The sequence below is a fragment of the Neobacillus niacini NBRC 15566 genome, assembly GCF_001591505.1.
GTDB lineage: Bacteria > Bacillota > Bacilli > Bacillales > Cytobacillaceae > Neobacillus > Neobacillus niacini.
Window position 1 is genome coordinate 1 of record NZ_BCVA01000002.1, and the last position, 19,902, is coordinate 19,902.

General features: G+C 36.6%; 24 protein-coding genes. 15 read left to right on the forward strand and 9 right to left on the reverse strand.

Annotated features, from left to right (window positions below; translation table 11 throughout):
- Positions 1-155: 155 nt before the first annotated feature.
- Positions 156-647, reverse strand: a complete 492-nt coding sequence (locus BANA01_RS01890; RefSeq protein WP_063251417.1) for a YajQ family cyclic di-GMP-binding protein — start codon at positions 645-647, stop codon at positions 156-158.
- A gap of 146 nt (positions 648-793) precedes the next feature.
- On the opposite strand from BANA01_RS01890, the gene BANA01_RS01895 reads away from it, so the two are divergent.
- Complete coding sequence (locus tag BANA01_RS01895) at positions 794-1,657, forward strand: CvfB family protein (protein WP_063251418.1); 864 nt, start codon at positions 794-796, stop codon at positions 1,655-1,657.
- A gap of 67 nt (positions 1,658-1,724) precedes the next feature.
- Positions 1,725-1,856 (forward strand): DUF3941 domain-containing protein, encoded by a 132-nt coding sequence (locus BANA01_RS28970; protein ID WP_081810752.1) that lies wholly within the window; start codon positions 1,725-1,727, stop codon positions 1,854-1,856.
- Between the two features lie 26 nt (positions 1,857-1,882).
- Here the strand turns inward: BANA01_RS28970 and BANA01_RS01900 are convergent, their stop codons facing one another.
- On the reverse strand, positions 1,883-2,740 hold the full coding sequence (locus BANA01_RS01900) for a DegV family protein (RefSeq protein ID WP_063251419.1): 858 nt from the start codon (positions 2,738-2,740) through the stop codon (positions 1,883-1,885).
- Between the two features lie 104 nt (positions 2,741-2,844).
- Here BANA01_RS01900 and BANA01_RS01905 point away from each other — a divergent pair, with 104 nt between their 5' ends.
- Both BANA01_RS01905 and BANA01_RS01910 read left to right on the forward strand, forming a co-directional pair.
- Positions 2,845-3,696: a YitT family protein gene (locus BANA01_RS01905; RefSeq protein WP_411834551.1), complete on the forward strand. Its 852-nt coding sequence runs from the start codon at positions 2,845-2,847 to the stop codon at positions 3,694-3,696.
- A gap of 12 nt (positions 3,697-3,708) precedes the next feature.
- Positions 3,709-4,170: a BsuPI-related putative proteinase inhibitor gene (locus BANA01_RS01910; protein ID WP_063251421.1), complete on the forward strand. Its 462-nt coding sequence runs from the start codon at positions 3,709-3,711 to the stop codon at positions 4,168-4,170.
- Between the two features lie 42 nt (positions 4,171-4,212).
- Here BANA01_RS01910 and BANA01_RS01915 read toward each other — a convergent pair whose 3' ends face one another.
- From BANA01_RS01915 to BANA01_RS01920, 3 genes are all read right to left on the reverse strand, one after another.
- A complete protein-coding gene (locus BANA01_RS01915; protein WP_063251422.1) occupies positions 4,213-4,398 on the reverse strand; it encodes a DUF3813 domain-containing protein in 186 nt (61 codons plus the stop codon).
- Between the two features lie 2 nt (positions 4,399-4,400).
- Positions 4,401-4,553 (reverse strand): hypothetical protein, encoded by a 153-nt coding sequence (locus BANA01_RS29800; RefSeq protein WP_169803637.1) that lies wholly within the window; start codon positions 4,551-4,553, stop codon positions 4,401-4,403.
- A 110-nt stretch (positions 4,554-4,663) separates the two neighbouring features.
- Positions 4,664-5,476: a Cof-type HAD-IIB family hydrolase gene (locus tag BANA01_RS01920; protein WP_063251423.1), complete on the reverse strand. Its 813-nt coding sequence runs from the start codon at positions 5,474-5,476 to the stop codon at positions 4,664-4,666.
- A 215-nt stretch (positions 5,477-5,691) separates the two neighbouring features.
- Here BANA01_RS01920 and BANA01_RS01925 point away from each other — a divergent pair, with 215 nt between their 5' ends.
- The 3 genes from BANA01_RS01925 to BANA01_RS01935 all read left to right on the forward strand — a co-directional run bounded on the left by BANA01_RS01925 (position 5,692) and on the right by BANA01_RS01935 (position 8,132).
- Positions 5,692-6,465, forward strand: coding sequence for an alpha/beta fold hydrolase (locus tag BANA01_RS01925; protein ID WP_063251424.1), 774 nt, complete (start codon positions 5,692-5,694; stop codon positions 6,463-6,465).
- Positions 6,466-6,483: 18 nt separating this feature from the next.
- Positions 6,484-6,792: a metal-sulfur cluster assembly factor gene (locus tag BANA01_RS01930; RefSeq protein WP_063251425.1), complete on the forward strand. Its 309-nt coding sequence runs from the start codon at positions 6,484-6,486 to the stop codon at positions 6,790-6,792.
- 215 nt (positions 6,793-7,007) lie between these two features.
- Positions 7,008-8,132 (forward strand): TIGR04053 family radical SAM/SPASM domain-containing protein, encoded by a 1,125-nt coding sequence (locus tag BANA01_RS01935; protein ID WP_063251426.1) that lies wholly within the window; start codon positions 7,008-7,010, stop codon positions 8,130-8,132.
- A 37-nt stretch (positions 8,133-8,169) separates the two neighbouring features.
- Here the strand turns inward: BANA01_RS01935 and BANA01_RS01940 are convergent, their stop codons facing one another.
- Positions 8,170-8,868, reverse strand: coding sequence for a Crp/Fnr family transcriptional regulator (locus BANA01_RS01940; protein WP_063251427.1), 699 nt, complete (start codon positions 8,866-8,868; stop codon positions 8,170-8,172).
- Positions 8,869-9,120: 252 nt separating this feature from the next.
- Here BANA01_RS01940 and moaA point away from each other — a divergent pair, with 252 nt between their 5' ends.
- Complete coding sequence (gene moaA, locus BANA01_RS01945; protein ID WP_063251428.1) at positions 9,121-10,137, forward strand: GTP 3',8-cyclase MoaA; 1,017 nt, start codon at positions 9,121-9,123, stop codon at positions 10,135-10,137.
- A gap of 73 nt (positions 10,138-10,210) precedes the next feature.
- On the opposite strand, the gene ric is transcribed toward moaA, so the two are convergent.
- A complete protein-coding gene (ric, locus tag BANA01_RS01950; RefSeq protein ID WP_326160954.1) occupies positions 10,211-10,909 on the reverse strand; it encodes an iron-sulfur cluster repair di-iron protein in 699 nt (232 codons plus the stop codon).
- A 211-nt stretch (positions 10,910-11,120) separates the two neighbouring features.
- Between ric and BANA01_RS01955 the strand changes: the two genes are divergently transcribed.
- The 3 genes from BANA01_RS01955 to BANA01_RS01965 all read left to right on the forward strand — a co-directional run bounded on the left by BANA01_RS01955 (position 11,121) and on the right by BANA01_RS01965 (position 13,944).
- Positions 11,121-12,386: a molybdopterin molybdotransferase MoeA gene (locus tag BANA01_RS01955; RefSeq protein ID WP_034674001.1), complete on the forward strand. Its 1,266-nt coding sequence runs from the start codon at positions 11,121-11,123 to the stop codon at positions 12,384-12,386.
- Entirely contained in the window at positions 12,374-12,925 is a 552-nt protein-coding gene (gene mobB / locus BANA01_RS01960) for a molybdopterin-guanine dinucleotide biosynthesis protein B (RefSeq protein ID WP_034674003.1), read from the forward strand. Before BANA01_RS01955 ends, mobB begins: the two co-directional genes overlap by 13 nt.
- A gap of 293 nt (positions 12,926-13,218) precedes the next feature.
- Positions 13,219-13,944 (forward strand): YwiC-like family protein, encoded by a 726-nt coding sequence (locus BANA01_RS01965; protein WP_063251429.1) that lies wholly within the window; start codon positions 13,219-13,221, stop codon positions 13,942-13,944.
- A 29-nt stretch (positions 13,945-13,973) separates the two neighbouring features.
- On the opposite strand, the gene BANA01_RS01970 is transcribed toward BANA01_RS01965, so the two are convergent.
- Positions 13,974-14,666, reverse strand: coding sequence for a Crp/Fnr family transcriptional regulator (locus BANA01_RS01970; protein WP_157411704.1), 693 nt, complete (start codon positions 14,664-14,666; stop codon positions 13,974-13,976).
- A gap of 256 nt (positions 14,667-14,922) precedes the next feature.
- Here BANA01_RS01970 and BANA01_RS01975 point away from each other — a divergent pair, with 256 nt between their 5' ends.
- Together BANA01_RS01975 and clpB are read left to right on the forward strand one after the other, a co-directional pair.
- Complete coding sequence (locus BANA01_RS01975) at positions 14,923-15,102, forward strand: YjzC family protein (RefSeq protein WP_063251430.1); 180 nt, start codon at positions 14,923-14,925, stop codon at positions 15,100-15,102.
- 107 nt (positions 15,103-15,209) lie between these two features.
- Positions 15,210-17,804 (forward strand): ATP-dependent chaperone ClpB, encoded by a 2,595-nt coding sequence (clpB, locus tag BANA01_RS01980; RefSeq protein WP_063251431.1) that lies wholly within the window; start codon positions 15,210-15,212, stop codon positions 17,802-17,804.
- A gap of 50 nt (positions 17,805-17,854) precedes the next feature.
- On the opposite strand, the gene BANA01_RS01985 is transcribed toward clpB, so the two are convergent.
- A complete protein-coding gene (locus BANA01_RS01985) occupies positions 17,855-18,040 on the reverse strand; it encodes a YjzD family protein (RefSeq protein WP_034673995.1) in 186 nt (61 codons plus the stop codon).
- A 231-nt stretch (positions 18,041-18,271) separates the two neighbouring features.
- Here BANA01_RS01985 and BANA01_RS01990 point away from each other — a divergent pair, with 231 nt between their 5' ends.
- A complete protein-coding gene (locus tag BANA01_RS01990) occupies positions 18,272-18,994 on the forward strand; it encodes a lipase family protein (RefSeq protein WP_063251432.1) in 723 nt (240 codons plus the stop codon).
- Between the two features lie 83 nt (positions 18,995-19,077).
- On the forward strand, positions 19,078-19,896 hold the full coding sequence (locus BANA01_RS01995; protein ID WP_157411705.1) for a hypothetical protein: 819 nt from the start codon (positions 19,078-19,080) through the stop codon (positions 19,894-19,896).
- The last annotated feature ends 6 nt before the right edge of the window (positions 19,897-19,902 follow it).

Genomic DNA, 19,902 nt, shown 5'->3' on the forward strand with positions numbered 1-19,902 from the left:
ATTGCCTGTCCGAATGGGACCATGATTCGGACACCATTCTCACCTTTTGGGAGCAGATTGGTCCAATCAATCACATAACCTCTCCATATTAATCAATGTCCGGAAAGAACAAAAAAAGATGAAAAGGAAAAAGTCCAATTTCATCTTTTAGAAACCTATCTATAGTTAATAAATTGAACATCGACGGTTAGGTCTGCTTCACGTACCAACGAGATAATCTTTTGTAAATCATCACGGTTTTTACCGCTAACTCTGATTTGATCGTCCTGAATTTGGCTTTTCACCTTAAGACCGCTATTTTTAATAATCGTGTTTATTTTCTTTGCATTATCTTTATCGATCCCTTGAACCAACTTTGCTCGTTGGCGAACAGTTCCGCCAGAGGCTTTTTCCATTTTTCCATAATCAAGATTCTTAACAGGAACACCTCTCTTGATTAACCTGCCAAGCAAGACGTCTTTTAGTTGGTCCATCTTAAATTCATCATCTGAGACTAGAACAAGTTCTTCTTTATCCAGCGTAACTTCACTTTTGCTGCCCTTAAAATCATAACGGGTTTTAATTTCTTTCATTGTTGCGGTAATTGCATTTGTGACTTCAGTAAATTCCACTTTGGATACAATATCAAAAGATTCATCTTTGGCCATAGTAATAATACCTCCAGTATATTTTAATTATGAAATGTAGTAATCAATTTTTGCTAATGTTTCCCTTTATGGGTACATTATAGTAAAATATAGCAGTTCAAACAACCCTATGGTAGAGCTATAGGATAAAGAAAAGGTGAATCGATATGTCTTTACAAGAACTAATTGGTCAAGCAGTTACCTTAACGGTGGCACGAAAAGCTGAATTCGGCTATTTTTTAACAGATGGAAATGAAGATGTTTTGTTGCATATAAATGAGGCAGACCGTGATTATGAAGTAGATGATTCGGTAGAGGTGTTTCTTTATGTTGATTCAGAAGGCAGGACGTCTGCTTCTACCAATATACCTGAAATTGGGATTGGCAAGTATGCTTGGCTTAAAGTCGTCGATACCAACCCTAATATAGGTGTGTTTTTAGACATTGGGATTAAAAAGGATTTATTATTAGGGATTGATGATCTTCCAGTCCATAAATCAGTTTGGCCAAAGCCGGGCGACATGGTCTATGCAACTTTAAGAGTAAATAACAATTATCTGCTATATGCAAGGCTTGCAACAGACCCTGTCATTGAATCAATTTCAACAAAGGCTGCTAGAAAAGATTTTAACAAAAATATTCAAGGGCATATCTATCGTACTGCTAAGGTAGGTAGCTGGGTCTACACCATTGAAGGGTATAAAGGATTCATTCATGAATCACAAAGACAGGAAGAGCCAAGATTAGGACAAAAGGTGGAAGGACGGATCATAGACGTTAAGGATGATGGGACAGTGAATGTTTCTTTGCTTGCAAGAAAACAGGAATTACAGGACCTTGACGCTGAACGTATCTTTGAATATTTAATGAGTCGAAATGGTGCTATGCCTTTTAATGATAAAAGCATGCCGGAAGATATTCAAGAGCGTTTTCAATTAAGTAAAGGAGCCTTTAAGAGGGCGCTTGGAAAACTTATGAAAGATGGCAGGGTTTATCAAGAAGGAAGCTGGACTTATCTAAAGAAAGATTAACTTTTCTACATACTCTTTTTTAAAATGACAACACTAATGTTGAAAGCATTTGGAAAGGGGTAGGATTATGCCGCATACATCAGATAATGATAAAAAGGCTCAAGATAATAATGCGCTAAGACATGAAAAAAATATGATGCGCGAGAAGAATCGTCAAGCAGGGAAAAATCAATACTCAAAGAAAACAGACCATAAATAAAAAAGCGGGCTTTCCCGCTTTTTTATTTATGGTAATTTATTTAAAAAGAAAATAGCAATGGTTCCCGGCCCAGTATGTGCGCCGACTGCTGAACCAATCGAGGTAATAAATACTTCTTTCGGATGTAGTTCTTCCTCAATCAGTGCCTTTACTTCTAATACAGTATCTTCGGTATCGGCATGACTAATACCCACTATTTGGTCACCAAAGCTGGCACCGCGTTCATTCATCAGTTCAACTATACGTCTATAAACTTTCTTTTTCCCTCGTATTTTTTCTATTGGAACGAGCTTTCCTTCCTCTACATTCAAAATAGGCTTTATGTTAAGTAGACCGCCTAAAAAGGCTGAGGCTTTGGATACACGGCCGCCTTTAGCTAAATAATCTAAGTCCTCTACCGTAAACAAATGCTCCATATGCTGACTGCGAAATAAAACATCATTTAAAATTTCTTCCTTTGAAACATTTTTGGCTGCAAGTCTTGCTGCTTCCTTTACGACAAGACCAAAACCAAGCGAAGCACATTGGGTATCGACAATCGTTAAATTAAAGTTTGGATATTTTTCTTTTACTTGGTCAAGAATCATAACAGATGTCTGATATGTACCAGATAATGCTGAAGAGAAAGCAATATATATTCCATCTTCATTATTTTCAGCCATTTTAGTGAAGACTTCTTCAAATAATAAAGGAGAAACTTGAGATGTTTTAGGAACATCGCCCGTACGTATGGCGTCATAAACAGTTTTAGGATCAATCGTTTTAACATCCTCATATTCTTGCCCATTAACGTGCACCTTTAGTGGGAATAATGTGACGTTATGTTCAGCGTAAAAATCTTTTGGTAAATCGCATGCGCTGTCAGCTAGTATTTTTACCGGCATGAAGCTCACCTGCTTTCAAACTAATATAGTTAGTTTCAGTTTATCGGTTTCACCCCAAAAATACAATTATCAGCATAGAATTAGTACCTTAAAAATTAAAGGAGATGGTGCTTTTGTTATGGCAGCAAATCAAGAAAACAATCATTGTTACTGTGGGTGCATTCCTAAATGCCCTGGCGATTAATTTATTTTTAATTCCAGCAAATGTTTATTCTAGCGGATTTACTGGGGCAGCACAATTATTATCAAAAGTATTAAGTGAACAAACACCATTAAATATATCAATGGGCTTCTTATTGCTGCTGCTAAATATCCCAGTGGCAATCCTAGGGTGGTTTAAGGTAGGAAAGTCCTTTACCGTTTATAGTTTTTTAAGTGTGGTACTATCATCACTTTTCTTAGAATTAATTCCAATTACACAGGTTTCAAAAGATATTCTCCTTAACTCGGTATTTGGGGGCGTTATATTAGCTGTAGGTGTCGGACTAACTCTAAAATGGGGTGCTTCAACAGGCGGCGTAGATATTATTGCTATGGTTTTATCGAGAATGAAAGATAAACCGATAGGCAGCTATATGTTTATTATGAATGCCGTAATTATCATTACGGCCGGCTTTTTATATGGATGGGAAAAAGCACTTTATACGATTGTATCTTTGTATGCTTCTACAAGAGTAGTGGACGCAATCCATACTAGGCATGCAAAGCTTACTGCTATGATTGTTACTAAGAAAGCTGATGAGCTTAAGAAAGCGATTCATTCAAAGTTGGTTAGAGGTATCACAATGATTCCTGCAAAGGGTGCCTTTTCTAATGAAGCAAGAGACATGCTTATGATTGTTATTACCCGTTATGAGTTATATGATTTGGAACGAATAATCTCTGAGGTTGACCCAAATGCATTCACGAATATTGTTCAGACAACCGGGATTTATGGGTTTTTTAGACGAGAATAGGGGGTATGAAGTGTGAGAATTATTTTATTAATAATTTTATTTTTATTTCCATTTAGTTTAGAAGGGGAAGCAAGTTATGGTGAGTCCAATCACCAATTTCAGTTTTCAGTGGTTCCTATTGTGGGAAGTGAAACAGTGAAATTTGAACTTTTTATCAAGAATAATGAAGAATCTCCGCTGAATTTTGAGTTTCCTACCTCACAATATTATGAGATTACTGTTACTGACCAATCCGGGCATGAAGTATATCGGTATTCAAAAGGACGCTTTTTTTTACAGGCACTGCAAACGATTAAAATTGAACCTCATAAAACCTATCGAAAAGTGGAACTATGGGATTATCAATTACATGGAAAAAGAGTTCCGGCAGGGGAATACATTGTTTCTGCAACTCTTTTACCAAGAAAAATAAATGACAAACCTATAAGTAACAACCAAACATTATTAAGCAAAACCAAATTTACTCTTCAGTAAAAAGAAAAGCTGGCACGTTTTGTAACGTACCAGCTTTTCCACTTATTTTAATTGTTCAAGCTCATTTTGCATTTCTTGGAGCTGACTTTGTTCTGCGAAGGTTGAATTAGCATAAGCAGAACTTAATGCATTCTTGGCCTTCGAAATCACAGAATCACGATCAGCAGGGTCGGCAGACTTCGCCATCTCAACAAATCTTCTTGCTTCCTGGAATAGTTGGTTTCCCATCGTTATATTCCTCCAAGCGAGGATTCACGCACATTGGACATTTTCTGGGCTTCCGCTTCAGCGTAGGTCATGTGGTATGGAATACGTTCAGCATGCTTACTGACAGTATCCACTCCTTGCTGGACAAAGCGTTTTGATTTGTTTCGTTTACCCATTGCAATCCCTCCAATTTGGTGAGCTTGTTATGAAGCAGGTTAGTGCCTCACAAAAATAGTATGCTCAAATCAGAGTTTTTCATTTAGGTAAACAATGGTGTCAACCATCTTTATTTCAAATTTAACAAATCTGACAAATATACGCCAATACCATCTTCTTCATTGGTAAGAGTCACTTCATTTGCAATCGTTTTGACTTTATCAATCGCATTCCCCATTGCAATACCATGGCCAGCAAAATCAAGCATTTCTAAATCATTATCTTCGTCACCGAAAGCAATAATTCTTTCTGGAGGAATGTTGAAGTATTCTGAGGCCTTCTTTAAACCAACGGCCTTGCTAATTCCGGTTTTTATAATTTCAATAACATGCCATGGTGCCGCCCAGCTGCGGTGATCAATTACTTCCGCATGAACATCAGACAAATGCTTACGAATAAGCTTTAATTCATCTTCCTCTGTATGTATCAACAAACTTGTCGGAGAATCATTTAAGAAATTTCGTAAATCCCCAGTTGTAACGTTCGGGTTACCCATACTAAAAATATCTAACAGTTTTTCATCATGATAGTGGAAATACACATCATCAATTACTTCGGCAATAATATTGTGAAACTGAAAAGACCGGCACGCTTCAACGATTTCCTTGGCCACTTTTACGTCGAGAGGGGCATGGAAAAATCCCCAGTTGGAGTCAAGTGGATGGTGCATGAAAGCACCATTAAAGTTAACAATAGGTGTGTCTAACCCAAGCTCCCGATAATAGGGTTCACTTGAACGATACGGTCTTCCTGTTGCAATCATAACAACATGTCCTTGTTCTTTAGCTTTACTTAATACTTTTTTTGTTCGTTCGGAAATCGTTTTATCATCTTTTAATAAAGTTCCATCTAAGTCCAATGCAATTAAATGTTTTTCTGCCATATTGACTCCTTTTTGAATCGTTTTCTAAACAATAAGTCTAAGCTTTAGATAAATGGTGAATGAAATGATACACTACAACTATGGATTTTCTTTTGTTGGAAAGTCATACCATTATAACTACTATGTTAACAATTTTATACCGTACCTGTAAAAAAATTCACTTCATAAGATTTTGCTATCAGATATAATTATTTTACCCAGGAGGATTTACCTACGTGATTATCGTTGAAAAAAGTTTGCAGAATCATAATCCCTTCCTACATATAGTAAAGAAAAGTATACAACAAAAGAAACTTCCGCTGATTATCTTTACCCATGGTTTCACTAGTGCAAAGGAGAATAATCTACATTATGCCTATTTATTAGCGGAAAAGGGATTTAGAGTGATCCTGCCAGAGGCGATCTACCATGGGGAAAGGGAACAAGGTTTAACCGAAAGGGATTTATACAGTCATTTTTGGGAAATTGTCATCAAGACCATCCATGAATTAAACAATTATAAGCAATACTATGTAGAAGAAGGATTAGCAGATCCGGATAAAATTGGACTTGCAGGGACCTCAATGGGTGGAATGGTGACCTTGGGTGCTTTGACTAAATATAAATGGGTCAAAGCGGCAGTTAGTTTAATGGGGATGCCGTCATATGAAGAATATCTGCATTGGCAGCTAGAACAAATGAAAAACCTTGGTGTTAGTCTTACTTTTTCCGATGAGGAAATTGCAGGGCAATTATCAGTCTTACGTCAATATGATTTGAGTCTTCAACCAAATAAGCTTGATAATAGACCATTGTTATTTTGGCATGGAAAAAAAGATCCAATTGTACCTTATGCGTTAACATATCGTTTTTATCAATCTGTAAAAAACAACTATACTGCAAAGCCAGGAGATATTCACTTCATTACAGATGAACATGCAGATCATAAGGTAAGCAGAGAAGGATTAAAAGCAACGGTTGAATGGTTTGAGAAATATTTATTACAATAAGGATAGGGAGTGTTATAGATGAATGAAGAGTTAAAAGAGAATATTTTAGGTGCATTAGAGCTTGTCATAGACCCTGAGCTAGGTGTAGATATTGTTAATTTAGGTTTAGTCTATGATACGGAAATGGATGAGGAGGGCAATGTAACGATTACGATGACATTAACTTCCATGGGCTGCCCTCTTGCTGGAACCATTGTTGACCAAGTGAAGAGAGCATTAGCAGATATCCCAGAAGTAAAAGAGGTAGAGGTTAATATCGTGTTTAACCCGCCATGGAATAAGGACATGATGTCACGTTATGCAAAAATTGCATTAGGAATTCGTTAATAATATTCGTATTATAAAAACAGCAGAAATGTTCTGCTGTTTTTTCTTGCCATCAGCAACTAATTCCCTGCGATCATCATTTGCACTTCACAAAGTGGACATATAATTTTCAAGTAATGTGAGGTAGTTCACTTATCCATAGTGGAATCCCCTATATAATTACAGGTAATAAGGCTGTTTGGTTTTTGAAATGGCCGTTTTAGGAGGCGTTTCATATGGCTTTTGGCCGAGATTTTAATAAAGATCCATTTATCGTAATTTGGGAACTAACACGTGCGTGTCAATTAGCTTGTTTACACTGTCGTGCAGAAGCTCAATTAAGAAGAGACCCACGTGAACTATCATTTGAAGAAGGCAAGAACTTAATCGATCAAATATACGAAATGAATAATCCCATGCTGGTCTTTACAGGCGGAGACCCATTAATGAGACAAGACGTTTTTGATATTGCAAAATATGCTGTTGAAAAAGGCGTCAGGGTTTCAATGACTCCAAGCGCGACACCAAATGTTACAAAAGAAGCGATTGAAAAGGCGAAGGAAGTTGGTCTTTCCCGTTGGGCTTTTAGTATTGATGGACCAACTGCTGCCGTTCACGATCACTTCCGTGGAACTGCCGGTTCTTTTGATCTGACAATGGAGAGAATTAAATATTTACATGAACTTGAAATCCCAATTCAAATAAATACAGTTATTTCTAGATACAACATAGAATACCTTGATGAAATGGCAAAAATGGTTGAGGACTTAGGATGCGTACTCTGGAGTGTCTTTTTCCTAGTACCAACAGGAAGAGGACAAGAGTCTGATATGATTTCACCAGTTGAACACGAGAAGGTATTTAGATGGCTTTATGACCTAAGTAAACACGTTTCTTTCGATATTAAAACAACAGCTGCACAGCATTATCGACGTGTTGTCATTCAACAGAAAATGAGAGAAGCAAAAGACCAATCAGATGAAATTAACTATTTAAGTGCTTTAACAGAGCAGGGGTTAACAGGATCGATTGACGGACTTGGACGAGCACCTAAAGGTGTTAACGATGGAAATGGTTTTGTCTTCATTTCACATATAGGAGATGTATACCCAAGCGGCCTATTGCCTGTCAAAGCTGGTAATGTTAGAGAGACACCACTTGCGGAAATTTATCGCGAGTCACCAATATTTAAATCACTGAGAAATCCTGACCTCTATAAAGGCAAATGCGGTGTCTGTGAATTCCGTCATGTATGCGGCGGCTCAAGGTCTAGAGCTTATGCAATGACAGGAGATTATTTGGAAAGTGAACCATTCTGTGTTTATATTCCAAAGGCGTTGCGAGAAAAACAAGTGCAATAAAAAAATGGAAGCAATCAGATCGATTGCTTCCATTTGACTATTCAATGCTGCAATAGATAGCAGGACAATTTTCACATCCAATTTCATCCTTTAAATATTGCAAATCAAGAATAGTGATTTTACCTTTTTTTATATTGATAATCTTATCTTTTTTTAATTCACTTAGGATACGGTTTGTGCTTTCACGCGAAGTGCCGCAAAAGTTTGCAAGTTCCTGGTTGGTTAATGGTATATCAATTAATATTTCATTTTCCTTATGAATACCATAGCTATTAGACATGCGAATGAGAGTGGAAAAAAGTGCTCCTCGTTTCCCGTTTAAGACGAGGTCACGGAACTTTGTCTGTGTTTTACGGAAATGGTCACTCATCCATTTCATAAACTCGAAAGCAAGCTTGCTATTTTGAAAAATTTCGCTTTCAATGACATCTTTTTTAATTGCAACGATTTCACCTTCCTCCAATATTTTAGCACTTAATAAATATCTCGGATTGTCGGTAAAAAGCGTTAATTCTCCACAAATATCATTTTCTCCACATATTCTTAATGATAGTTCACGTCCATCGGAAGTAATTTTGCTAATTTGTACTTTACCAGAGATAATGATATAAAGTTCTTCAGCAAGCATACCTTCTTGAAATAAGAAGGTACCCCTTTCACTTTTAATTTTTCGATCGGCAAATCTGAGTAATTCTTTAATTTCTATAGAATGGGTTGGTTTCATTTTAGTCAACATGTATTCCACCTCGAAGGTTTTGTTGGTCATTAAACTTTTCAGCTATTTTCGTTAACTTTATTTTAACTTAGGTTTTCTGGTTATTACGGAGTAAACAATGACAATATAGTGAAAACTCATTTAATTACATGAAACACGTTAAAAAATTGTATAAGAAATGTTATGATAGTGAATAAAGTAACAGTTTTTTTTATTAATAGTTGGTACACTTGCATTATATTATTTGCTTTTAAAATAATGGAGTTGATATGAATGGAGAAGACCATTATTAAAGATAAATTAGAACGCCCATTACGTGATTTAAGAATCTCGGTAATTGACCGTTGTAATTTCCGTTGTCAATATTGCATGCCTGCCGATCAATTTGGTGATGATTTTGAATTTCTGCCGAAAAGTGCACTGCTGTCATATGAGGAAATTGATAGAGTAGCAAAAGCTTTTGTTAGTCTTGGTGTCGAGAAAATTCGTCTAACAGGCGGGGAACCACTGCTTCGCAGGGACCTTCCCATTTTGGTGAAAAAGTTATCAGAAATTGATGGCTTAAAAGATATCGCTTTAACAACAAACGGAGTCCTTCTTCCTAAACTCGCTGATAAATTAAAAGAGGCAGGACTAAAAAGAGTGAACATAAGCCTCGATACTTTAAATGATGAGCTATTTGGGATTATTAACGGACGAGGTGTCGGTACCCAGCCGGTTTTAGATGGGATTGAAGCAGCAAAGAAAGCTGGTCTCAGAGTCAAAATTAATATGGTTGTCAAAAAAGGCCTCAATGATTCAGAAATAATTCCAATGGCAGATTTTTGCTTGAAAAATGGATTAGAGCTCCGCTTTATTGAGTATATGGATGTAGGTTCATCTAATGGCTGGAAAATGGATGATGTCATCACAAAAAAACAAATTTATAACATGCTTAAAGAGCACTACCAGCTAGAATCTCTTGATCCAGCCTATTTTGGCGAAGTAGCAAAACTATATAATTATACGAACACAGACGTTAATGTTGGCTTTATCTCCTCAGTCTCAGAGTCTTTCTGCAGCAGCTGTACGCGCTCGCGACTTTCTGCAAATGGACAGATTTTTACTTGCTTATTTAATGGAAATGGTCATGATATCCGAAACTTTATGCGAAACGGGGCAACAGATGAAGAGCTGCGAAATCGCATAACAGACATTTGGAATGGCCGAAATGACAGATATTCAGATGAAAGAACAGAAGAGACAGCAAAAAACCGCAAGAAAATCGAAATGTCATATATAGGCGGCTAGACCTCTCTGCTTTAAAGGGAGGTTTTTTTTCATAGAAAAGAGGCTGTTTATCCAGCCTCTTTGACAAATCATATTAAAAATATCTAGGGAATAAGATATTATTCTCTAAATGCACGTGCATAAATGTTAGTCCTTCTAAGTCCTCTAACCGCTTATATACTAATCTGTAGGTTCCACAAGCGTCTAAAGGCAGAGTGAAATCAGAAGTTACGGCGCGGATCTGTCTTAGGATTTCACCTGCATGGTCATGTTCTTTTTCAAGTTCAACAATCATGTTAATGGCTTCTTCACGATTTTCTACCGTTCCGTCCGCAAGTTGTTTAATTAACGGAAAGACAACTGCTTCCTCTTTAGCCATATGCTCCAGTAATTCTTTTTTGAATTCATAAAATAATTCATGAACCTTTAAAAGTTCAGGATGACTGTCACCATGTACACGGGAAACCTTAGTAACATAAGGGCTAAGCAGTGACAATTCTTCTTCAGATGTACAGTGATAATGGTTAATAACATGATCAATAATCGTAGTTGAATCTGATTTAGTCCAAACTTCTAAATCTGTTTCAGCAGAACTATTTTTCTCAAATACTACTCTCAGTTCTTCCATTATCGCTTCTTCATTTATTCCATTCGCTGCAATGGCCTGTGATAAAGGAATATTCCCTCCACAACAAAAGTCAATTCTAAATTTCTTAAACACATCACTTGTTTTTGGCAGTTCATTAACGATATCTCTAACCAATGTATTTGTAGAAAAAGGGAAAGTAATCATATTTTCCTCCTAATGTTTTTATTCATTTATAGTTTAAGAATAAGGCATTCATCAAAAAAAAGGGGTGACCTGAATCACACATTTGCTATGATTTAATAATATTTGTCCTATGATGTGATGTTTGCTATATTTGAGACTATTCGATACGCTTATAATAATAAATGAATAACTATCTTTTTTATTTGATATGGTCCTGCAGGAGATGATGAAATTGTTAGAGAGAAGAAAACCGATCCCGATTGGGGACGCAGTTATAAAAGTTATGGAATATCAATTAAATGGCAAAACCGAATATATATCAATCGATGAAAGTTATGGCCGTTTTTTATCAGAAGACTTAATCGCTACGAGTGATGTCCCTCATTTTGATCGAGCACCTTATGACGGTTTCGCTGTCCGGTCTGTTGATACCAAGGAAGCTTCATTAAATCATCCAGTAGAATTTAAAGTGGTCGACCATATTGGTGCCGGATTGACGTCTTCTAAAATCATTAAACAATTCGAGGCAGTACGTATTATGACCGGAGCAATGATGCCTGAAGGAACTGACGCGGTGGTCATGTTTGAAGTGGCAAAAGCATATGACAAAAATGGCGAACCCTTTATGTCAATAAAACGAAGCTTTAATAAGGGGGACAATGTCTCCTATCGAGGTGAAGATGCCAAGGAGGGTGAAGTCCTAGTAAAAAAAGGAACATTGATCAACCCTGGAATTCAAGCAATGCTGGCTACTTTTGGTTACAACTTGGTTCCTGTTGCTAAAAAACCGATTATCGGGTTGTTTGCGACTGGAACAGAATTGCTGGAAGTGGATGAAGCATTAGTACCTGGTAAAATCAGAAATAGTAATTCACATATGATTGCTGCGCAAATACAGAGAACTGGGGCAATTGTTCAATATTATGGGAAACTTCCTGATGTTTTTGAAACATGTTTTACTGCAGTAAAAGCAGCTTTAGAAAAAGTAGATATACTTGTTACAACGGGTGGCGTTTCGGTTGGTGATTTCGATTATTTGCCTGCCATTTATGAAAAGCTAGGCGCAGAAGTTTTATTTAATAAAGTTGCCATGAGGCCTGGAAGTGTTACGACAGTAGCTCAAATTGAAGGAAAGCTGCTATTTGGATTATCGGGTAATCCATCTGCCTGCTATGTGGGTTTTGAATTGTTTGCACGGCCAATTATTCGAAAAATGCTTTTTTCTACGACACCGCACTTGAGAAAAGAAAAAGCGGTCCTTGAGGTTGATTTTCCCAAAGCAAACCCTTTTACAAGGTTTGTCCGCAGTGCTTTTTCCATAAAAGAAGGGAAATTAAGTGCAACACCGAGTGGATTAGACAAATCTAATATTATTATGAGTCTTTCTGGCGCTAATTCATTGATGATTCTTCCGGGAGGAACAAGAAGCTTTAAAGCAGGTGATGAGGTTGATATTTTGCTGCTTGAAGACCAAGCAGGCAGTGAATGGCCATGGTGAAGCCTGTAATTTTTCAAATCGTGGGTTACCAAAATAGCGGTAAAACTACTATCATCATGAAGCTCATTGAAATCTTAAAAAAAAATGATCTCAAGAGTGTTACCATCAAGCATCATGGGCATGGGGGCCGCCCAGACATTCTCTCCCAAAAGGACTCGGCCAAGCATATAAATGCAGGAGCAGTTGCTTCATTGATTGAAGGAGGGGGCAGGTTATGTTTGCAAGCAGATGAAACTGCTTTAACACTTGAAGATCAAATTAGATTTGTGGATTTTTTTCGCCCAGATATTATCTTCATTGAGGGTCATAAAATGAAATCTTATCCCAAATTACTGATTCTTAGAGATAAAAACGATCTTCCTCTCATTTCCGATGTAAGTAACATTAAGGCCGTCATTGTATGGGATAAAGAGTTGATTAATGCCGTTAGGGAAAAACTTGAGGTTCCGGTGTTTCATATTACAGAGGAAATAGCGATGACGGCGATATCAAAAGAATTAAAAAAACTTGCTCATCATATTGTTGAAAAAAATTTGTAAAAGTGTCAAAAATATTATTTTTAACACTATGGCAGAAACATATTTGCGCTATAATACAATTGGGGTTTATATGTTTGTTAATTATAAGAATATTTTTATCTAGAAATGCTCCAGTTTATTCATTTTTATCATGAATATCTGGGGCTTTTCTATTTTCACAACCATAAAAGTGACAATTTTGTTAGAAGGTGAGTTGTCTTCTTTTATATACCACAATTTGTGATGTGTTTCACTTTTTAATTCTTTCGACTGCGATATAGTGGAGGAAAGCAGAGGAATGAAGGAGTGGACTTATGAAGTTATTCTTACCGAAACAACATGGTGCGTGGGCAATGACAATTATCCCTTTCTGGCTTGGAGTAGTCGATGGAGGATTTTTATGGGAGCATATTCCATTTTTTATTGGCTGGATATTCCTATACCTAGCCACCTATCCGATGCTCTTGTTATTTAAAAAGAAAAAGATCGAATTTTATAAAAAGTGGACCATGATTTATATGATACCTGCTTTATTATTTCTGCTATTTCCGCTTTTAAAAATGCCTTCTATTATCATGTTTGGATTATTAATGGTTCCATTTTTTCTTATTAATGCTTACTATACTTCAATAAATAAAGACCGTGCATTAATAAATGATTTTAGTGCAATCTTTGCCTTTTCTATCGCTGGATTGGCTAGTAGCTACCTCGGAAAGGGACTGATTTCATATGAAACAATACTCATTTTTATCGCTTCAGTGTTATTTTTTATTGGTTGTACTTTTTATGTCAAAACCATGATTAGAGAGAAAAAGAACATTCAATTTAAATGGATCTCATGGGGATATCATGCACTATTGCTCATCATCAGCTTAACATTTGGGTATTGGATCGTGGCGATAGCATTTCTGCCAAGCTTAATAAGAGCGATGATATTTTATGGGAAAACATTATCACCAATGAAAATTGGCATATATGAAATCATCAATTCAACCCTATTCTTTGTAGTTATAATCATTCAAATCGTTTTTCTAAAATAAAAAATCGGTCAAACGACCGATTTTTTATTTTAGTCTATTTTACAGATTTCTGGAGAACAGTCCTCACAATCAATTTCATTCTTTAGATAATCCAGGTCATGAATTGTAATAGAGCCTTTATCTATGGAAATTATTTCTAATTTTCTTAAGTCACTTAGCAATCGGTTTACTACCTCACGTGATGTTCCACAAAAATTAGCCAATTCTTGATTTGTTAACGGTAATTCAATCAGGATTCCTTGATTGGTTTGTATGCCGTAACTGTTTGTAATTCGAATAAGGGTGGAATATAGCGCACCTTTTTTACCATGTAGAACTAAGTCTCGAAATTTGGTTTGAGTTTTCCGATATTGCTGGCTTATCCATCTCATGAACTCAAGTGCCAGTTCATGATTTTTAGCAAGCTTCTCCTCGAGCACATCTTTCATAATAACTGCTACTTCGCCGCTTTCCGCAACGCGGGCACTTAACAAATACTTAGGTGCAGGAGAAAATAAATCAAGTTCTCCAATAAAGTCCCCGCTTGAACACATTCTTAATGTAAGTTCCCGGCCATCTGGAATAATCTTGCTTATTTGAATGATTCCACTTTGGATAATAAATAATTCATTTGCAGTGGAACCTTCTTGAAAAAGAAAAGTGCCTTTTTCCATTTTCTTTATATGGTGAACTGTATCAAACAGTTGTGTTAACTTCACAGGTATTTCTTTTATTGACTGCATAAGAATAACCACCTTTAAAGGGGCGAAATCAATCGCTAATTTGCTTTCCTAAATAAATGACAGTCAAGGTTTCATTTACTAGATAATACTATAATTATATTGTTAACGACGCTTATATATCAATAATTGTGACATAAGTTCATATAATCGTCAAAAATATTCCAAGCAGAGAAAGGAATTTATTTCATAATAATTCCTTTAATGTCCCTAGAGTAAATGGAAATAATAATATTGTACAGAAAAAGGAGGGACAGAAATGGGCCAAAGCCGTCAGTTTCGATCTGGACAAAAAGCACCAAATAATGGTATATATATAGAAATTGGTGATACAGAGTCAAATGTCAATAATCCAAAAAAGATAAAGCTAAAAGCAGGAGACAGGTTCCCTGAAACCTCAAATGACGAACGTGTTTGGACTTACCAGCGTAAACCTTAAATCATTTAAAAAAGTCATCCCCGTGGATGGCTTTTATTTTATATTTCAATACATATACGTATATAATAAAATTAAATAGGTCAGAAAAGGTCAAGAGGTGTATAAAGATGGATTTAAATCGTATGACAGAGCGGTTGCAAAAAGGCATAGCAGATGCACAGTCTTTAGCGATAAAAAACAATCATCAAGAGGTAGATGAACCCCATTTATTTTTAACATTACTTCGCCAAGAGGATAGTTTATTAGCTGCTATTTTGGAGAAAGCAGAAATCCAAACGGAGAGTGTTGATAGTGCATTGCAGAAAGTCCTTGATAAAAAACCACAAGTTACTGGAAGTGGTACCGAGCAAGGGAAGTTATACATTACATCTAAACTTCAACGATTTTTTGTTAGTGCTGAAGATTTTGCTTCTAAGTTTACTGATGATTTTATTTCAATTGAACATATATTATTGGCGGCTTGTTATGCAAATGATTCAGAAATGAGGAAAATACTAAAATCTAATGGGAAAACTCCGGAATATATATTAACTGCAATTAAGGAGATAAGGGGGAACCAGAGAGTGACATCACAAAATCCAGAAGCAGTTTACGATGCGCTTAAAAAATATGGAAGAGACCTTGTAGCCGAAGTTAAAGCTGGTAAACTGGACCCTGTTATTGGCAGGGATGCAGAAATTCGTCATGTTATTAGAATTCTTTCTAGAAAGACTAAAAATAATCCTGTCTTAATTGGGGAACCTGGTGTAGGAAAAACGGCGATTGTCGAGGGGCTCGCACAGCGGATTGTTAGGAAGGACGTTCCAGAGGGGTTAAAAGATAAAACGATATTCTCATTGGACATGAGTGCATTGATTGCAGGGGCAAAGTTCAGAGGTGAATTTGAAGAAAGATTAAAGGCTGTATTGAATGAAGTGAAAAAAAGCGAAGGGCGAATATTATTATTCATTGATGAACTACACACCATTGTAGGAGCAGGAAAAACGGATGGGGCTATGGATGCAGGGAATATGCTGAAACCTATGCTCGCTCGTGGAGAGCTGCATTGTATTGGGGCAACAACCCTCGATGAACATCGTAAATATATTGAAAAGGACCCTGCACTTGAGCGAAGATTTCAGCAGGTACTGGTTCAAGAGCCGAATGTCGAGGATACAATTTCCATCCTACGCGGGTTAAAAGAGAGATTTGAAGTTCACCATGGAGTAAAAATCCATGATCATGCTCTCGTGGCGGCCGCAACATTATCCGACCGGTATATCACGGATCGCTTCCTTCCAGACAAAGCAATTGATTTAGTGGATGAAGCTTGTGCACTTATTCGAACTGAAATTGATTCAATGCCAACAGAACTTGACGAGGTAACACGCAGAGTTATGCAATTGGAAATTGAAGAAGCTGCCTTAAGAAAGGAACAGGATGAGGCAAGTAAAAAGAGGCTAGAGGTCCTGTTAAAAGAACTCGCCGAATTAAAAGATCAAGCGAACAGCAAGAAAGCCCAGTGGCTTCATGAAAAACAAGGGATACAGAAATTGCAGGAGAAAAGGGAACAACTTGAGAAACTGCGAAGAGAATTACAGCAAGCCGAGGATAAATATGACTTAAACCGTGCTGCAGAGCTTCGTCATGGTCAGATCCCATTAGTTGAAAAAGAATTGAAAGAGCTTGAATCGCAAACAGCCAAAAGTGAACGTCTACTTCGAGAGGAAGTTACCGGAGAAGAGATTTCAAATATAGTGTCAAGGTGGACCGGTATTCCACTATCTAAGCTAGTTGAAGGGGAAAGGGAGAAACTTCTAAGATTAGAATCTCTATTGCAAGAACGAGTAATCGGGCAAAATGAAGCAGTTCAACTAGTTGCTGATGCGGTATTACGAGCACGTGCCGGAATCAAGGATCCAAAAAGACCGATAGGGTCATTCCTATTTTTAGGACCAACAGGTGTAGGAAAGACTGAACTGGCTAAAGCACTCGCCGAAGCTTTGTTTGATAGTGAAGAGCAAATGATTCGAATTGATATGTCTGAATATATGGAGAAACACGCTGTTTCAAGGTTAATTGGAGCCCCTCCTGGATATGTGGGCTATGAAGAAGGCGGGCAGCTAACAGAAGCTGTCAGAAGAAGACCCTATTCTGTAATCCTGATGGATGAAATTGAAAAAGCACATCCTGAGGTATTTAATATTCTCCTACAGGCACTTGATGATGGCAGAATTACGGACTCCCAAGGAAGAATAGTCGATTTTAAAAATACAGTCATTATCATGACCTCCAATATCGGTTCACAATTCTTATTGGAACGACATGAAAATGAAATTGAAATTTCGGAGGCAACCAAAAACAAGGTCCTAGGACAACTAAAAAGTCATTTCCGACCAGAATTTTTAAATAGAATAGATGAAACAATCCTATTTAAGCCTTTATCTTTAACCGAATTAAAGGATATTGTCGTAAAAATGATGAAGGAACTTCAAAGCAGGCTGAAGGAACAGGATATTGAAGTAACAATAACTGACAATGCGAAAGAGTTTATTGCAATAAATGGTTTTGACCCTATATATGGTGCAAGGCCACTAAAGCGGTTTATTCAACGAAATATCGAGACAAAACTTGCCAGGGCCATTATTGCAGGTAATGTTCACGAACACTCCATTGTCAGCGTTACAACTGAAAATGGGGAATTAACCATCACTATTTTGTAAGAAAATAAAAAAGGTCATCCAGTTTAATGGATGACCTTTTGTCACAGTATTTAGTGTTTTTCAACAGGATCATTAGGAATGACTGCCGTTGCAATAACAATCAAAATGAAAACTCCAACAGAAACAATTGCACCTGACTGGAAGTTGAATACTCCGCCTTCAGTCATTGAACTAACTACATATGAAAGCATTTGCACTAAAACAAACACCCAAAAAAAAGTCCAAAAGTATCGCACTATCTTTCACCTCTACCCTATTATCATCTCTCATAATATTACCATATGCTATTGAAATAATAAAAGCAAAAATTCAAAACACTGGGCCGTCTACAATCGGATATGTAAAAAAAACACCAGGTTTAAAAATAAAAACACCATTGTATAACTGTCCAATAGGCTATATTCCCTTTCATCTCATGTGAAATCACATACAATATTTTGAGGAAATATGTAAAAGGAGATTTAGCGATGGAGAACCGGAATTTTCAGATGGATACCGAGTGGAATATCATCCATTACCCTGAAAAGCCCACAGGTTTTGGAATTTTAATAATTGGAGATGAAAGGCATTTTGTTGATGAAAGCAAATGCTTTTGGACTCAGAATGAAGGTAGACTGGCCATAATCAATCAATTGAAAGAATCAGGATATACTATTTTTTCCTCAAATTTGTATGGGCGAAACTGGGGAAGTGACCATTCTGTAGAGCTAGCTCAAAGGCTTTATCAGCAAGTAATTAGAAGTGAAATTCTTAATAATAAAGTTCATCTAATAGCCGAGGGCATGGGGGCCCTGGTGGCTGTTAGATTAATGGAGAAAATGCAGGGGAAATTGAGGTCAGTCGTTTTATTAAATCCCATTCTTTCTTTAAAAAAACATATCGAACTTGAAAAAGAACACAAGTTTTTCTATAAAAAGCTTATGAGAGAATTAACAGCTGCCTATAAAACGGATCAAGACACACTTGAGCAAGAACTTCAAGATATGGAAGATGAAGTTCAATTGAATATGGGCATTCCAATCAAGATAATCCATGTTATGTCCAGTGGTAAATCCTATAACCAATCAAAACAGCTGCAAAAATTACTGGCTAATACGGATATTAGTCCAACATATATTGTTCCTGAAAAAAAACAACAGCTTGGAAATATGATGAAAAAGTTTTTCAATCAGTTTGAAAAGGTGCTATAAATAGCTTCCTCCCCTAGAGAGATATAATTCTTCATGTAGCCGCATAGGATTCACTAATGAAGCTTGGGGAGGAAGGAATAGTAATGGACAAGGTCGTTATTATTGGAGTATTTGACTTTGTGAATTTTCATGTATGCAAATCATTACTTGATAAAGGGATTTTAGTAAGGGGAGTACAACTTGATACGAAAGAAAAGGAGGATATGGCAAGCGAAAAAAGACTAGAAATTGGAAGAAACGCTAACTTTGCTGAAGTTTCATTAGGGGACATAGCAAATCAATCTTCCGCGAATGAAACAATAGTACTCTCTGTATATGACCTATATATGCGATATAAGGAAGATTACTTATTAACCGATCATTTGATAAGCAGTATAATTAATAAAAACAATTGGGAAAATATCGTAATTCTTGTTCCAAGTCAAATCTTAAAAAATGTGATTGATTCGAAGGCTGAAATCGTCATCGAGGATTTTTTAAAAAGGACTATATTACCGAATAAGCATAGCTATTTACTTTATTTACCAACAGTATTTGGGCCATGGCAGCCAGAAACCTTTATATTCCAATCCTCTATTTTAACGGAATTAAATAGAGGTATGCCGTTTAAAGGACTGCGTGAGGAAACAAGTGACGCCCTATTTGTTGATGACGCGGTGAAAGCAATTATAGAGATAATGGAAATCAATCAGCCTGGAAAATACCTTCTCCAAAGTGGAAAGGACAATCAATGGGACTCATGTGCAGCCTTACTTCAATTAAGCGAACAAGATTTAAACAAGCGAATACTAGAAATAAAGGATAAAGATATTATAAAAAAAATTGTACCTAGCACCGTTCCATTATCAGTTGCGTTGACTAAACAAATTGAACATACTCACCGCTTAAATGCTGATCATTAAGAAAAG